14 protein-coding genes (1 of these 14 only partly in view) are annotated in these 14,277 nt (G+C 32.3%); 9 read left to right on the forward strand and 5 right to left on the reverse strand.

Features of this window, described 5'->3' with window-relative positions; genetic code table 11:
* The first annotated feature begins 11 nt into the window (after window positions 1-11).
* The 4 genes from QZU75_RS04780 to glyS are packed head-to-tail and all read left to right on the forward strand — an operon-like array spanning window position 12 to window position 4,060.
* Window positions 12-920: a TrmJ/YjtD family RNA methyltransferase gene (locus QZU75_RS04780; protein WP_296881921.1), complete on the forward strand. Its 909-nt coding sequence runs from the start codon at window positions 12-14 to the stop codon at window positions 918-920.
* Entirely contained in the window at window positions 917-1,747 is an 831-nt protein-coding gene (locus QZU75_RS04785) for a DUF362 domain-containing protein (RefSeq protein WP_296881923.1), read from the forward strand. Before QZU75_RS04780 ends, QZU75_RS04785 begins: the two co-directional genes overlap by 4 nt.
* 18 nt (window positions 1,748-1,765) lie before the next feature.
* Window positions 1,766-2,350, forward strand: a complete 585-nt coding sequence (gene dcd / locus QZU75_RS04790; RefSeq protein ID WP_296881924.1) for a dCTP deaminase — start codon at window positions 1,766-1,768, stop codon at window positions 2,348-2,350.
* Window positions 2,351-2,365: 15 nt separating this feature from the next.
* Window positions 2,366-4,060, forward strand: a complete 1,695-nt coding sequence (glyS, locus tag QZU75_RS04795) for a glycine--tRNA ligase (RefSeq protein WP_296881926.1) — start codon at window positions 2,366-2,368, stop codon at window positions 4,058-4,060.
* 2 nt (window positions 4,061-4,062) lie between these two features.
* On the opposite strand, the gene QZU75_RS04800 is transcribed toward glyS, so the two are convergent.
* Complete coding sequence (locus QZU75_RS04800; protein ID WP_296881927.1) at window positions 4,063-4,839, reverse strand: winged helix-turn-helix domain-containing protein; 777 nt, start codon at window positions 4,837-4,839, stop codon at window positions 4,063-4,065.
* Window positions 4,840-5,023: 184 nt separating this feature from the next.
* On the opposite strand from QZU75_RS04800, the gene QZU75_RS04805 reads away from it, so the two are divergent.
* The 3 genes from QZU75_RS04805 to QZU75_RS04815 are packed head-to-tail and all read left to right on the forward strand — an operon-like array spanning window position 5,024 to window position 7,336.
* Window positions 5,024-5,779, forward strand: a complete 756-nt coding sequence (locus QZU75_RS04805; protein ID WP_296881928.1) for a TatD family hydrolase — start codon at window positions 5,024-5,026, stop codon at window positions 5,777-5,779.
* A 13-nt stretch (window positions 5,780-5,792) separates the two neighbouring features.
* Window positions 5,793-6,422 (forward strand): Ig-like domain-containing protein, encoded by a 630-nt coding sequence (locus QZU75_RS04810; protein WP_296881930.1) that lies wholly within the window; start codon window positions 5,793-5,795, stop codon window positions 6,420-6,422.
* Between the two features lie 2 nt (window positions 6,423-6,424).
* Window positions 6,425-7,336 carry a TDT family transporter gene (locus tag QZU75_RS04815; RefSeq protein WP_296881931.1) on the forward strand — a complete coding sequence of 304 codons (912 nt, stop codon included), beginning with the start codon at window positions 6,425-6,427 and terminating at the stop codon, window positions 7,334-7,336.
* A 5-nt stretch (window positions 7,337-7,341) separates the two neighbouring features.
* Here the strand turns inward: QZU75_RS04815 and QZU75_RS04820 are convergent, their stop codons facing one another.
* Together QZU75_RS04820 and QZU75_RS04825 are read right to left on the reverse strand one after the other, a co-directional pair.
* Window positions 7,342-7,890, reverse strand: a complete 549-nt coding sequence (locus tag QZU75_RS04820; protein WP_296881933.1) for a cell division protein SepF — start codon at window positions 7,888-7,890, stop codon at window positions 7,342-7,344.
* A gap of 5 nt (window positions 7,891-7,895) precedes the next feature.
* A complete protein-coding gene (locus QZU75_RS04825; protein WP_296881935.1) occupies window positions 7,896-8,948 on the reverse strand; it encodes a DUF1611 domain-containing protein in 1,053 nt (350 codons plus the stop codon).
* Window positions 8,949-9,360: 412 nt separating this feature from the next.
* On the opposite strand from QZU75_RS04825, the gene QZU75_RS04830 reads away from it, so the two are divergent.
* Entirely contained in the window at window positions 9,361-10,305 is a 945-nt protein-coding gene (locus tag QZU75_RS04830) for a 3H domain-containing protein (RefSeq protein WP_296881972.1), read from the forward strand.
* Window positions 10,298-10,879: a ZPR1 zinc finger domain-containing protein gene (locus QZU75_RS04835; protein ID WP_296881936.1), complete on the forward strand. Its 582-nt coding sequence runs from the start codon at window positions 10,298-10,300 to the stop codon at window positions 10,877-10,879. The genes QZU75_RS04830 and QZU75_RS04835 overlap by 8 nt, the downstream gene beginning before the upstream one ends.
* 62 nt (window positions 10,880-10,941) lie before the next feature.
* On the opposite strand, the gene QZU75_RS04840 is transcribed toward QZU75_RS04835, so the two are convergent.
* Both QZU75_RS04840 and QZU75_RS04845 read right to left on the reverse strand, forming a co-directional pair.
* Window positions 10,942-11,382 (reverse strand): hypothetical protein, encoded by a 441-nt coding sequence (locus QZU75_RS04840; RefSeq protein WP_296881937.1) that lies wholly within the window; start codon window positions 11,380-11,382, stop codon window positions 10,942-10,944.
* Window positions 11,383-11,648: 266 nt separating this feature from the next.
* A protein-coding gene (locus tag QZU75_RS04845) for a hypothetical protein (RefSeq protein WP_296881939.1) crosses the window boundary here: on the reverse strand, window positions 11,649-14,277 show its end. The gene runs 3,614 nt beyond the window's last position; the window shows 2,629 of its 6,243 coding nt (coding positions 3,615-6,243); its start codon lies beyond the right edge, outside the window; it ends in the stop codon at window positions 11,649-11,651.

The raw sequence follows: 14,277 nt of genomic DNA on the forward strand, positions 1-14,277 counted from the left end.
TTGGAAAGGAGTTGATTGAAATAGGAGATGCTGCTGTTGACGAACAGAAAGTTGTTGAAACACAACCTATAAGTTCCAGTGAAAAAAAAGAGGAAAGTACTTCTGAAAAAAAATCAACTTCAACAAAAAAATCAAAGCCAAAGGTACAGTCCAGAGGAACCGTTAGAGAAAAACTTACAAAAGAACAGGAAGAAAAAGAAACCAGAATGTTTAAAGATAACATTTACATAGTATTTGTTGAATGTGAAACTCCTGGAAATGTAGGTTTTCTTGCAAGAACAATGGCGAACTTTGGATTGAAAAATTTAGTACTGATAAATCCTCCAAAATTAACAAATGATGCATATTATCAGGCTACACATGGAAAATACATTGTTGAAAATGCAAAAATTTACAAAACTTTAGATGAATTCTACCAGTCCCAGAGAATTGATTTTAAAGTGGCTTCAACAGGAATTGCCGGAGGAAGTTATAATTTATCAAGAATCCCCTTAAGGCCGGATGAACTCGGTAAGGCCATGAACGTTTCAAATAAAATAGCAATTTTATTTGGAAGGGAAGGAGACGGACTTTCAAATAAGGAAATTGAAGACTGCGATATTTGCGTGTCCATCCCTACAGACCCAACTTACCCCATAATGAATATTTCACATGCCGCTGCAATAATTTTTTATGAATTATTCAAAAATAAGCATGATTTCGGCGTTGAAGGTCTGGATGGAAGTACAGCACTGGAAAAAGAATATCTGGTTAAGGACATGGCAGAACTAATTGACAGCTTAGATATTCCAGACCATAAAAAAAGAAATGGTCTTAAAACTTTCAATAATATTATTTCAAGAGCATTTATAACCGGTAGAGAAGCACATACATTTAAAGGAATTTTAAGAAGATTAAAAAATAAACTTGGTGAACAATGAGACGACCTAGATTTGCAGACATTAGTATATTCACGCTAAAATACATCTTCAATTGGAGATTTTGGATAGCTGAAATTACTAAAAAATCAAAAACATACAAGAAAATCATTGATAAAATGTTATTTGAGGAAGATGAAATTGTAGTCATCCCAAATACAATACATATCAATAAAAAAATCGAATCAGAAGGATCCGAATTTCTGCCAACCCAAGTAATTAAAGATGTTATCAAAAGATGTGATGACATCGTAATTATGAACAGCTGCTTATGTAGGTCATCAAATAATTGTCAGGATTATCCTAAGGATATTGGATGCATTTTTCTTGGACCTACAACAAAGAAAATTCCAAGAAATATAGGTCATGAAGCAACAGTGGAAGAAGCACTGGCTCAGGTTGACAGAGCTGATGCAGCAGGATTAAGCCACATTATTGGTAGAAATAAAATTGATACTGTTTGGATGAATGTAAGACCTGGAAAAGGACTTTTAACTATATGTCATTGCTGTCCATGTTGCTGTTTGTGGAAAGTTTATCCGAATTTGGATGAAGATATCAGCGACAAACTGGAAAAACTTGACGGAGTTAATGTTAAACTTCATGAAGAAAACTGTAAAATGTGCAAAAAATGTTTAAATGAAATTTGTATGTTTCAGGCCATCAGTCTAAAAGATGGTAAAATTAATATTGATTATGATACTTGTAAAGGTTGCGGATTATGTGTCAATGCGTGTAAATTTGATGCAATCACAATCGAATACAATGACGAAACCATTCAAAATGTTGTTAACAGAATGGATGATTTAATTGAAATTAAAGAATTATAAACTTACTTGTGTGAAAAAATGGCAATTTTAAGTGATAAAGATATAAAAGAATATTTGAAAGAAGGTAAAATTGGTATTGAACCTCTTCAAGATGAAAAACAAATACAACCATCTTCTGTTGATATGCGATTAGGGGATGAATTTAAGGTATTTAAAGTTATTAGAAAACCGTATATTGATCCTAAAGATGAAGAAGATGTTGCATCTTATATGGAATCAACAACTGTTAAAGAAGGTGATGCATTTATAATTCATCCGAATGAATTTGCCTTAGCCACCACATTGGAGTATGTTAAAATACCTGAAGATTTGGTTGCAAGAGTGGAAGGTCGTTCAAGTATGGGGAGATTAGGTGTGACAATGCATGTTACAGCAGGTTTTATTGACCCTGGTTTTGAAGGAAAAATAACTTTGGAAATATCAAATATCGGTGCAATGCCTGTAGCATTATATCCTGGTCAGAGAGTTTGTCAAATTGTTTTTGAAACAATGACAAGTCCTGCTGAGATTCCATATGGACACCCTGACAGAAATAGTAAGTATATGGGTCAAACTCGCCCCGAAAGTAGTAGAGTTAAATTAGATTACGAATTAAAAAAATAAATGGAGATAATATTTATGAATCATGATAAAATGTCAAATATTAGTGCAAAAAGAGGATTTTTATGGCCATCATTTGAGATTTACTCAGGAGTATCCGGTTTTACAGATTACGGACCTCTCGGAGCAAGCTTAAAAAATAACATTATGCAAAAATGGAGAAAACAATACGTTTCAGGTGAAGGATTCTACGAAATTGAAGGTCCTACTGTAATGCCTAAAGAAGTTCTAAAAGCATCAGGACATGTCGATAACTTTACAGACCCAATGTGTAAATGTGAAAACTGTGGAGAAGTTTTCAGAGCAGACCACATCATTGAAGAAGTTATTGGTGAAGATGTGGAAAGCCTTGAAAACGAAGAGCTTGACCAAATAGTTATTGACAATAACATAAGATGTCCTGAATGTGAAGGAGAATTATCCAAAATCTGGAATTATAACCTCATGTTTAAAACAGAAATTGGAGCTAAAGGAGATAAAGTAGGGTATATGAGACCTGAAACCGCACAAGGAATCTTCATTTTATTTAAAAGATTGGAAAGATTTTTCAGAGGAAAATTGCCATTTGGTGCAGTACAACTTGGAAAAGCATACAGAAATGAAATATCTCCTAGACAAGGAGTTATAAGGCTTAGAGAATTCACACAAGCTGAAGCAGAAATCTTTTTAAATCCTAAAGATAAGACTCATCCTAAATTTTCACAAATCGAAGATGTGGTATTGCGCTTAAATTCACAGGAAGTACAGGAAAATAATTTAGAGCCTTTAGAAATTACTGCACGTGAAGCACTTGACAAAGGAATTGTAGCCAATGAGATGTTAATCTACCAGTTATATTTGGCTCGCAAATTCTTAACTGAAATTGGAATTCCTGAAGATGTTTTAAGATTCAGACAGCATTTAGCAGGAGAAATGGCTCACTATGCCCTTGACTGCTGGGATGTTGAAGTCAATACCGACAAATACGGTTGGGTTGAAATTATCGGAATAGCCGATAGGGGAGATTATGATTTATCATCACATTCAAAATTCAGTAATGATGAATTAAACGTTTTTGTAGAATATGACGAACCTAAAAAAGTCCAAAAGACTGTCGTTAAACCTAATTTATCCAAATTTGGACCAATATTTAAAGGAGACTCTCCTAAAGTAAAACAGGCTATTGAAGAAGCTGATGTTAATGAAATCAAAGAAGCTATTGAAAAAGAAGGCAAATTTACAGTAACATTAGATAAAGAGTATGAAGTAACTGAAGACTTGCTTATCTTTGAAGATGTTGAAGAAGAAATAACCGGTGAGAAAATTACACCTCACGTTATTGAACCTTCATTCGGTATTGACCGTATTACATATTCAGTATTATTACATTCATTTACTGAAACTGAAGGTAAAGATTACTTCAAATTTAATAAATCAGTAGCTCCCGTACAGGTTGGAATTTTCCCACTTGTAAACAAAGAAGGACCTCGTGAAATTGCTCAGGAATTAACTGAAAACTTAAGAATGGCAGGATTTACCGTTGAATATGATGCAAGCGGAACCATCGGTAAAAGATATGCAAGAGCAGATGAAATTGGTATTCCTCTTGCTGTAACAGTTGATTTTGACTCTCTTGAAGACAATCAGGTAACTGTAAGAGACAGAGACAGTGAAGCTCAAGAAAGAATAGCAATCAGCGAGTTAGAAGAATATCTTGAAAAATATTATAAATGAGTTCAAAACTCATTTATATTTAAACTTTTAAAGAGATTGTTAGCCCAAATAAGAGAATCCTCATTATTCGAGGTTAAAATTCTTGTCTGATCAAAATAACCATTATCCATGAAAAATCCCAAAATCATTACCTTATCTGTAATAATCAATAAGAATGAAGTCGATTCATCAAATGGCTTTAGACATTCAATGCCTGATTTTCTCTCAAAACTGTTTAAAAGTTTTTCAGGAACATATATTTCAACATCATTTCCGACAGAAATAATATTACTTAATATATCGAAATAAGGTTCATAAAAAATAGGAATTACACATTTTACAAATTCCGCATCATATAAACAATTTTCAATAAAATGGAATGTTCTGTATGCATCAACACCACTAGATTCCATTAACGTGGCTGTTTGAAGTACATGGAATTCCAATATTGATTCATAAGGAACCATATCAACAATATGGCCCTGCAAAATATTAAAGAATTCATTTAATAATAACAGAGTCTTGTCCATTTCCAAAACATTTCCTATGCGTACTCCAGCAGAGTTTGTTAAGAAATATTTATTATGTTCTCTGTAAACCCATCCTTTGATTTCTAAATCATGCATAGTGCTTGAAACAGAACTATAACTCAATCCTGTCACATCAGTCATTTCTTTCATGTTTCTAGGACGTTCATACAAAGTTGCCAATACTTTTAACCTTACAAATGAGTTTGCCGTGAATTTTACGTCTTCAAATATTGTATCGAGATGTTCTATACATTCTATATTATCTATCATTTTACCACCTATGTAGTATTACTTATACAATTATTTTTATTACTAAAAAATATAAAACCTCCCCAAGTGAGCAAAATCATCAAATAGCACATGCAAAACACTTAAAAAAGATGAAGTTTTCAGATATTTTTTTAACTCGAATCCGACAAAAATAGAATCATAGAAAAATTACAAAAGTGATACAATGATTGACACCCATATGCATGCAGACTCCAGAAGCAGCGAAGATTTTGAAAAGATGTATTTATCAGGAATTGATCAGGCAATAACCTGCAGTTATTATCCATATAAAATTGATAATGAAACAATACTCCTAAATCATCTAAACAGAATTCTAGAATATGACACAAAAAGGGCCGGAGAATATGGTCTTGACTTAAAGGTATCATTGGGAATACATCCGACAAATTCAATAGAAAATCCTGAAATAATCTACGAAAATTTATATGAATGGATTGAAAACGACCAGATAGTTGCTATCGGGGAAATTGGTCTTGAAGATTTAACAGAGTGTGAAATAGCAACTTTTAAAAAACAGCTTGACATTGCCGATGAAACAAATTCCAAAGTCATTATCCACACCCCCAGAAAAAATAAAAAGGATGTTTTGAATAAAATTCTGGAAATTATACCAAACCACATGGATGAAAAAAATGCGGTTGTTGACCACATTAATCCCAACGTCGTGGATGATGCAATAAACACCGATTGCATGTTAGGTTTAACAGTACAACCTCAAAAGATGGACACAAAAGAGGCAATTGCTATTTTAGACGAATACGGATTTGATAAATTTTTATTGAATAGTGATATCAGCAACAAACCTTCAGATCCCCTGTCTGTTCCAAAAACCATCAGACAACTAACAAAATTAGGTTATGCCAGTGAAGACATTGAAAAAGTATCACATAAAAATGCTCAAAAATTCTTTAAAATTTAAATAGGCAGATAATATGGACAATAATAAGATAATAATCATATTACTTATTGTAATTATAGCCATACTTGCAATAGGAATGGCAGTAATGTTTTCAGGAAATCTATTCAAAGAGGATTGTAAACTGAACATTAAATGTAATGAAAGTATGAAAAAAGGTGATGAAATCATAGTTAGATTAGTAAATACCAACAAAACTGCGATTGCAAATAAAGATATTGTTTTAAATCTGGTTAATGGAAACAATACCAAAAAATATAATCTGACTACAGATGAAAGCGGCAGAGCAACATTGAAACTAAGCAAATTGGATGAGGGGAACTACACTATCAACTGCAGCTTCAAAGGAGATAACAAATATAATCCAACATCATCCAATAAAAAATTCTCATATAAAGAGGAGGCAAGTGCATCTGTTAGCTCTGTAGATCCGGTTGATGCAAACCGCCCAGTAAACAATCCTAAATACAAAGGATATACTCCAAACCATGAAAGCGAAGTTCTAAATGATGGCTGGAATCCTAGACAGCATGAGGTATCACGCCAAAAAAATCCTGATGGAACAATAAGAATCCAATACGATGACAATTATTTCCGTATTTGCGATGAAAATGGATACGTAATCACATACGGTTACGGAGGATAGTCATGAGTTTAATTAAAAATATCCCCATTCCAATTTGTGGATTAATTCTTGCACTATTATCACTTGGTAATCTGGCACAAGATATTCATCCTTATTTAAAATATGTTTTTGGAAGTGTTGGTGCGATATTTTTAATTTTAATTATTTTAAAAATAGTTTTTTATCCTCAAAGCATTAAAGAAGACTTTAAAAATCCGGTGATAGTGAGCAGTTCGGGCACTTTTTCTATGAGTTTAATGATTCTATCTACATATCTCATACAATTTAACTCAACTATCGCATATACTCTATGGATTATTGGAATAGCTTTGCACATTCTGCTAATGATTTTCTTTACCCATCGTTTTATTATCCATAATTTCAATATTTCAAATGTCTATCCTAGCTACTGGATAGTTTTTGTCGGAATCACCATGGGTGCAATAACTTCAAACATTCATGATGTGACTGAAGTAGGATTTGTTTTTTTCACAATAGGTTTTATAGCCATGCTGATTACCCTACCGTTAGTAATCTATAGATATTTAAAGGAACCAACAGTTCCTGATGGAAATAAGCCTTTAATATGCATTTTTACCGCAGTGATTAGCATATTGATTGTAGGATACCTCAATTCAGCCCCGTCAATATCAAATGAATTCCTGTTAGTATTATATGTTATTGCATGTGCATTTTACATATTTGCACTTGCAAAATTCATCGAATACAGAAATCTTAATTTTTATCCCAGTTTTGCAGCATTTTCATTTCCATTTGTAATAAGCGCACTTGCAACAAAAGGAATTCTAGCAAATCTCAAAATCAATTTCCTAAGTATAATATTAAAAATAGAAATGGCCATAGCCATTATAATCGTTTTATATGTTTTAATAAGATATCTGAAATTTTTAAAAATAGTTGGAAGTAGAAATTAATCTACTTAACCTTTATTGATAATTCTTACTTTTTTAGGAGAGACAATTATTAAATCCTTATCATCGGTTCTTGCAAGCAGTAATGCCTGAACCCCATATTGAGATCTCATTTGTTTAATTTTTTCTCCAGCTAATTTAAAATTAGCAGCACTTTCCTTTGCTAAAAAGGACAAGTCCAAAATTACAGGATTATTTCCTTCAAGCACCTGGTCAATCATATAATTTATATCATCAATAGTTTTTGGCCTGATTAAAACAATCTCATATAATGATTGCTCAGGAGTTATAACATAATCATCATAATCGTCATAAGAGGGAGTTGGTGCCTGACGAGGACTTTGAGTTTGAGTTTGAGTTTGAGTTTGTCTTTGTTGAGCCGCATATTGTTGATGAGGATGTTGATGGGTATTATTACTGTCTTCTTTAGGTTTTACAAGATTGTTAAACATTTCAGATAAATTTGAAAGTGCACTTTCTTCTCTTTTATCATCCTGATGATTTGTTTCCTCTTCTTCATAACCTAAACTTCTTTTCAAATTATCCATGAAACTCATATTAATTACTCCTCTAAATATTCAAAAATAGCATCTAATAATTTAGAAGCACCGTTATTGTAAACATCTTCAACAGGCAAATTGAATTTGGATTCGAAGTATTCAGGATTTAAATCTGAGCCAGCATTTTTAAAGTTAAGAGATAAACCAACAACTTTTGTAGGCTCAACGGCTTCAATGGCCCTTATTTCCTCTTCGATACCGCGAGGTTCCCTGTATGGATGGTTTGGTCTGTGTCCAACAATAACTGCATCAGGAGCTGCACCAATTAAAATTGCAGCTGAAAGACCTCTTGGATGAGGATTTCCATCTTCAGTTAAACTGGATTGACCTTCAATGAAAATGATATCCGGATGTTTAGTTTCTTCAACATATTTAATTGCAGATAAAACTGCTGCAGGAACATCCATAGCAGATAAACTACCTGCTCTAAAATTAAAATCAGTAGGTTCTTCCAAACCCATTTCGTCAGTAGAAATTATAGCGGGAGTTAAACCTCTTTCCATACTGGCTAAACCCAGCATTTTAGTAGTGGTTCTTTTACCACATTCCTGAGAAGTACCTCCTACAAAAATTACAGGAGCTTTAGGAGTATAAGATATTTTAGGTAAAACTTCACATGATTTTTCAGGAGCCACACCTGCAATTTTTTCAACAACGTCCAATCTAGGACCAATTTCCTTAATAACAACATTTTTTGAATCAGCAAATTTCTTCAAAGATAAGTTTTCTGAAATAGATAAAGATCTGAATGATGTGATAACATTTAAACCTGCATCAATCGCCTGAACTGCATATTTTAATGCACTGCCTTCAGCACCAATAGGCAACATTATAACAAGAGATTTTGCATCAGGAGCATCTTTTAGACAATTTTCCAAACTGTCACAAACTATATGGCCACAGAATTCTTTACCCTGTTTTCTTACAGCATCATCAATGAAACCTACAGTTTCGATTCCTTCAAGATTGGAGAATTTTTCACCTCCTCCTCCACATCCAACTACTATAAACGGATTTAACTCTTGAATATCTTTAACTGATTTTACTGAATACAAAAACTTCACCCCTACCTATAATTTATAACTTATAACTAATCATGTAAATTTATAATATTAATTTTTTAAAAAAAAATTTTCAAAAAATGATACTATAATAATTTATGAATTTTCACATTAATAAAGTATAATGTTTTTATAGGAAAAAAATTTTAAAAAACAAAAAAAATATCTAAAATAAAATTTGATTAAAAGACAAAAATAAAGATAAGATTCTCCATTTTTATCACTAACAATACTTAAACAATAATATTGAATATATATGATATGTGACCTGCCTTCTTAAAGAAATGAATATTTATACAGAATTTTGATAAGTGCCCTTTTAAGAAAGCATATATATTTTAGTAATAATATTAAAAATATAATTTTAATGAGTACTGAAAACAAAACTAATGATAAATCTAAAAGTATTAGAAAACCTTATGTCATACTTATTGGAAGTGCATCAGGAATTGGAAAATCCACAATTGCATCTGAATTGGCTAAAACATTAAATATCAAACATTTAATTGAAAGTGACTTTATCAGGGCCGTTGTACGTGGAATTTTTGGAAAGGAATATGCTCCTGCACTTCATAGCTCATCTTATGACGCGTATAAACATTTGAGAAACAAGAATCGTTTCGAAAGTTATGAAGAATTGGTATCAGCAGGATTTGATGAACATGCATCTTATGTCATTCCAGGTCTTGAAAAAATTATTCAAAGAGCAATAACCGATTTTGATGACATCATCATAGAGGGAGTTCATTTAGTTCCGGGATTAATCAATATCGAACAGTTCCGAGAATATGCAAATATTTACTTTTTTGTGTTAAGCTCAGATGAAGAATCACACAAGGAAAGATTCGTTAAAAGAGCTATTCAAATCCAAAGAGGAGGAAAACAGCTGGATTACTTTAGGGAAAATAGAATTATCCACGACCATTTACTTAAAACAGCCAAAGCAAATGATGTGAATATTATTAATACAGAATCCATTGATAAAACACTTGACAAGATTTTAGCAATTATCAACAAATCCTGTGCAACAATAAATTTAGTCAATAGTGTGGACGATTTAGAAGACCTTATTGACATTATCATAAATCAAAACAACGGAAGTCTTCAGAGCGTCACATACAATATAAAAGGATTTAATGAACCTCTAAGCCGGAACATCAATATTTCAGACAGCGAATCAGCCGATAAATTTATCAAAAAACTTAATGAAGATGCAAGTAAAAAGGAAGACCTGAAAGGATTATACAAACTGTCAGATTACAGAAAAACCACTATCTGTGCACCAAATCCTGAAAAACTTGAAAACATTATAAATGAATTGAATAAAAAGGGATATGTTTTAAATGAATGAAGAAGAATTAACTGAAATGATTATTAAATGTCCTGCATGCGGCGTTGAAGGAAAAGCCAAATCAATTATGAAAGAACTTGAAATTCCTCACTTTGGAAAAGTTCTTGAAACATCCATCCAATGTCCCGAATGCGGATTCAAACATAGTGACATTATTGCTCTTGAACAAAGAGAACCTGCAAAATATGTTTTAAAAATCAATAAAAACACATTGACCGTCCGAGTTGTCAGATCACAGTCTGCAACAGTTTCAATTCCTGAAATTGGTGTTAAAGTGGAACCGGGTCCAAAATCCGAAGGATACGTCACCAATGTTGAAGGAATTCTTAATCGTTTTGAAGATGCAGTTAAAAAAGCATTGAACTTATTTGATGATGACGAATCCCAAATTAACGGAAAAAATATTCTTGCTAAGATTGAAGAGCTTAAAAATGGGGACGAAACTGCAACATTAATTATCCAGGATCCATTCGGACAAAGCAATATAGTCAGTGATAAAGCTAAAGTTTTAGAGATTCCTGAAGAGGAATTAAAAGAATTGAAAACCGGTTTTAGTCATATTGAAGATAACTAAACTAAAAAAACGATTCAATATACGGGTAAATATTTAAAAAAAAGTAAAATAAAAAAGGAAGATTATTCTTCTTCCCCTTCTTCATCGTCGGATGTTGTGAAACTTGCAAATGAGTCTTCTTCAACAACATCTTTTAATTTTAAGGTTTTTTGTACATCCATAGCTAATGCATTACAATCTGCTTTAATAGCTTCTAAATGTAATAAAATTCTTTCTTTTTCTTGGTTAATCCTTTCAATGTTAGTGTATGGGTAAGTTGATTCTTTTAACATTTCATACTCAATGGTAGTGTATGGGTAATCATTTAATTGTTTACAAACATTTTTTAAGACTTCTCCTAAAAATTTGTTCATTTCTACTTTTACCCTTTCCCTAATCATTTTGTCATCATCAAGATTTTCTTTCATTAAACGTACTACCTCAGCTTTAGCAAAAGGTAATTTTTCTTCTTCTTCATCAATGTACTCTTCAGAAGTTTCTTCAATCATTTCTTCTTCAGCCATTTTTACACCTCGTTTAATTAATTAAAAATATTGATTCATCAGATAAAATTTCTAAAAAATTCTTATTTCATCAATATCTAATTGTAACTTTGTTTAAACTTTTATTTAAAGGTTTTGTTTAAATTGCAAAAATGAAGCATTATTCGACCATTTTTAACATCAAGTATTAAAATTATCGGTCGTGAAATTAATAATTTATATAGTTACAAAATTTCGAAAAATCGTTTTAAAAAAAATAAAAAAGTAGCCCGAAGGCCACTTTAAAATCATCTTTTCTTCAATATATTCTTACCATATATTGCTCCCATGGTAAACACAAATAGAAGTACAATAACCATAAACGGATTACCGGTGACATATTTTTCAAGAATTGAAGCTGAATATCTCCTTGATTGTTCACCAGGATGTTTATCGTATTCTTTTTTAACAGGATTATCAGGTTTGTCTTTTTTGGATACATTAATGGTTACAGTATCGTTATTGTTGCTCATATCAGGGTCATAATTGTCACTGGTTGCAACAACCTTGTTTTTTGCAGAACCTGCACCTTGAGCTTCTGCATTGATTTTTAAATATGCAGATTCGCCCACTTCAAGAAGATTAATTGACCAGACATCATTTACCTTATCAAAATCACCAGCAGACGCATGGAATGATTTTAAATGTAAATTTTCATCCATGATTTCACGTACTTCTACATTTTCCGCCACATCAGGACCGTTATTTGTCACTTTAATGGAATATTTCACCAAATCTCCAACAGAATATTGATATTTGGATACGGTTTTAGTAATTGAAATATCACTGGCAGGCTTTACATAAATATCCTTTTGGTCATGGTTATTTTCCGGTTCAGGATCGTCCTGGTCGGCCCAGATAAAAGCAATATTTGTAAATTCACCTGTAGTTAAAACCTTACAAACAATTTCCAATTGTTTATATTCTCCAACTGCCAAACTTCCAACATCCCATACTGAATCTTCATAATCACCGTCACCAAAGACATTCATGATTTTAAGACCATTTGGAATATCATCTCTGATAAATACGCCTGTTGCATCATTAGGACCGTAATTAGTAACAACTAATGTCCATTTTACTAAATCCAAGTAATTTGGAGAAGTATTGTTTACAAGTTTTATTACTTCCAAATCGGCAATAGGATTGACGGAAATTTTTTCGCTGTCATTATTGTTGGACTCATTCCAGTCATATTCAGACGGAACAACTTCTACAATGTTTTCAACATCATCCAATGTCTTTACCAAACATCTAAGAATCAGTGTTTCACTTGCACCTGTTTTTAAGTTGTTTATAATCCAGGTATTGTCATAATAATTTCCAGCACTGGCTGTGTATCCGATTAATTCCAAACCTTCCGGCATCAAATCAAATACAAAAACATCATATGCATCATCAGGACCGTTGTTAGTGACTGTAATGTTCCATTGAACAATATCTCCGAAGTCAGGATATGAATTATCCACATTTTTAGTAACTGCCAAATCAGATGATATCGGCACTAAAATTGTTTTGTTAGCTTCATTGTTGGATTTGTCCGGATCATATTCACTGCCATTAATTCTAACGATGTTTGTTAATGTTCCTGTTTTTGTAACTTGACATATCAGCTCCAGACTTTCTGTTTCACCTTTTTCAAGACAGCATATGTTCCATATGTTATTGTCATAAAATCCTTTGCTGGCTGTGTAATTCAATACTTTTAGACCTTCAGGCAATATTTCATCAACATAAACTCCAGTTGCCTTGTTCGGACCATTATTTTTTGCAATTACTGTCCATTTGACTAATTGGAGGTAATTAACAGTTGATATATTAGCTAGCTTAATTACAGATAAATCAGATGCATTTGCAACTTTTATAGTTTCATTATCCTTGTTATTTGATTTATTGTAATCAAATTCCTTACCTGAGACAGTAACATTGTTTGTAAACTCGCCGGTTCCATTAACTCTTGTAGTAATTGTTAATGTTTTTGTTTTTCCGACTTCAATGTTTCCGATATTCCAAACACCAGTATCATGATTATATTTACCAAGACCATTATCACTAATCCAGATTAATGAATCAGGAAGCATATCATAAACAACAACCGCAGTTGCAACATCAGGACCATTATTTGTTACTTTAATTGTCCATGTAACTGTATCATTGAAATTAGGTTTGGAGTTATCCACAATTTTATTTACAATCAAATCACTTGCAGGTTTTACAAATACTGATGCATTTGCTTTGTTATTGGCTAAATTGTAGTCAAATTCACTGCCATTTACACTTGCAACATTAACAAATGTGCCTGTGATGTCAGCTCTTGTAAAGATATCAACACTGACACTAAAACCTTTTGCAACATTTCCAATAACAATAACACCATTTAAGTAAGGTCTGGTTGAATTCAAATAAGTAAATCCATTAGGCAGAATATCATAAATTTTAACACCAGTTGCGCCATCAGGACCATAATTGGTCACTGTCAATGTCCATTTAACAACATCAGTATAATTAACAACACTCGCATCAACAGACTTTACAATACCCAAATCAGTAGCAGGTTTAACAGAAATGATTTTGGAATCATTATTGTTTGATTTATCAAAGTCAAACTCATTACCAATTTTCAAACTAACACTAGAACCTTTATTTAAACCACCAATATTCCAAACACCAGAATTATGATCATATTTACCAGAACCACTATCACTAACCCAAATCAGTGACTTTGGAAGCACATCACGAACAACAACGCCAGTTGCACTATCAGGACCGTTATTAGTCACTGTTAATGTCCATTCAACATTATCATACAAGTTAAATGAAGTTGCATTAACCTTTTTTATAACCGCAAGATCAGTTGCAGGCTTAACAAAGACAGAC

This window comes from uncultured Methanobrevibacter sp. (assembly GCF_902764455.1).
GTDB lineage: Archaea > Methanobacteriota > Methanobacteria > Methanobacteriales > Methanobacteriaceae > Methanocatella.

Excerpts from the sequence above, each read along its gene's own strand:
- QZU75_RS04785 (WP_296881923.1), top strand. The coding sequence starts at position 917 with ATGAGACGACCTAGATTTGCAGACATTAGTATATTCACGCTAAAATAC.
- dcd (WP_296881924.1), top strand. The coding sequence starts at position 1,766 with ATGGCAATTTTAAGTGATAAAGATATAAAAGAATATTTGAAAGAAGGT.
- glyS (WP_296881926.1), top strand. The coding sequence starts at position 2,366 with ATGAATCATGATAAAATGTCAAATATTAGTGCAAAAAGAGGATTTTTA.
- QZU75_RS04800 (WP_296881927.1), bottom strand. The coding sequence starts at position 4,839 with ATGATAGATAATATAGAATGTATAGAACATCTCGATACAATATTTGAA.
- QZU75_RS04805 (WP_296881928.1), top strand. The coding sequence starts at position 5,024 with ATGATTGACACCCATATGCATGCAGACTCCAGAAGCAGCGAAGATTTT.
- QZU75_RS04810 (WP_296881930.1), top strand. The coding sequence starts at position 5,793 with ATGGACAATAATAAGATAATAATCATATTACTTATTGTAATTATAGCC.
- QZU75_RS04815 (WP_296881931.1), top strand. The coding sequence starts at position 6,425 with ATGAGTTTAATTAAAAATATCCCCATTCCAATTTGTGGATTAATTCTT.
- QZU75_RS04820 (WP_296881933.1), bottom strand. The coding sequence starts at position 7,890 with ATGAGTTTCATGGATAATTTGAAAAGAAGTTTAGGTTATGAAGAAGAG.
- QZU75_RS04835 (WP_296881936.1), top strand. The coding sequence starts at position 10,298 with ATGAATGAAGAAGAATTAACTGAAATGATTATTAAATGTCCTGCATGC.
- QZU75_RS04840 (WP_296881937.1), bottom strand. The coding sequence starts at position 11,382 with ATGGCTGAAGAAGAAATGATTGAAGAAACTTCTGAAGAGTACATTGAT.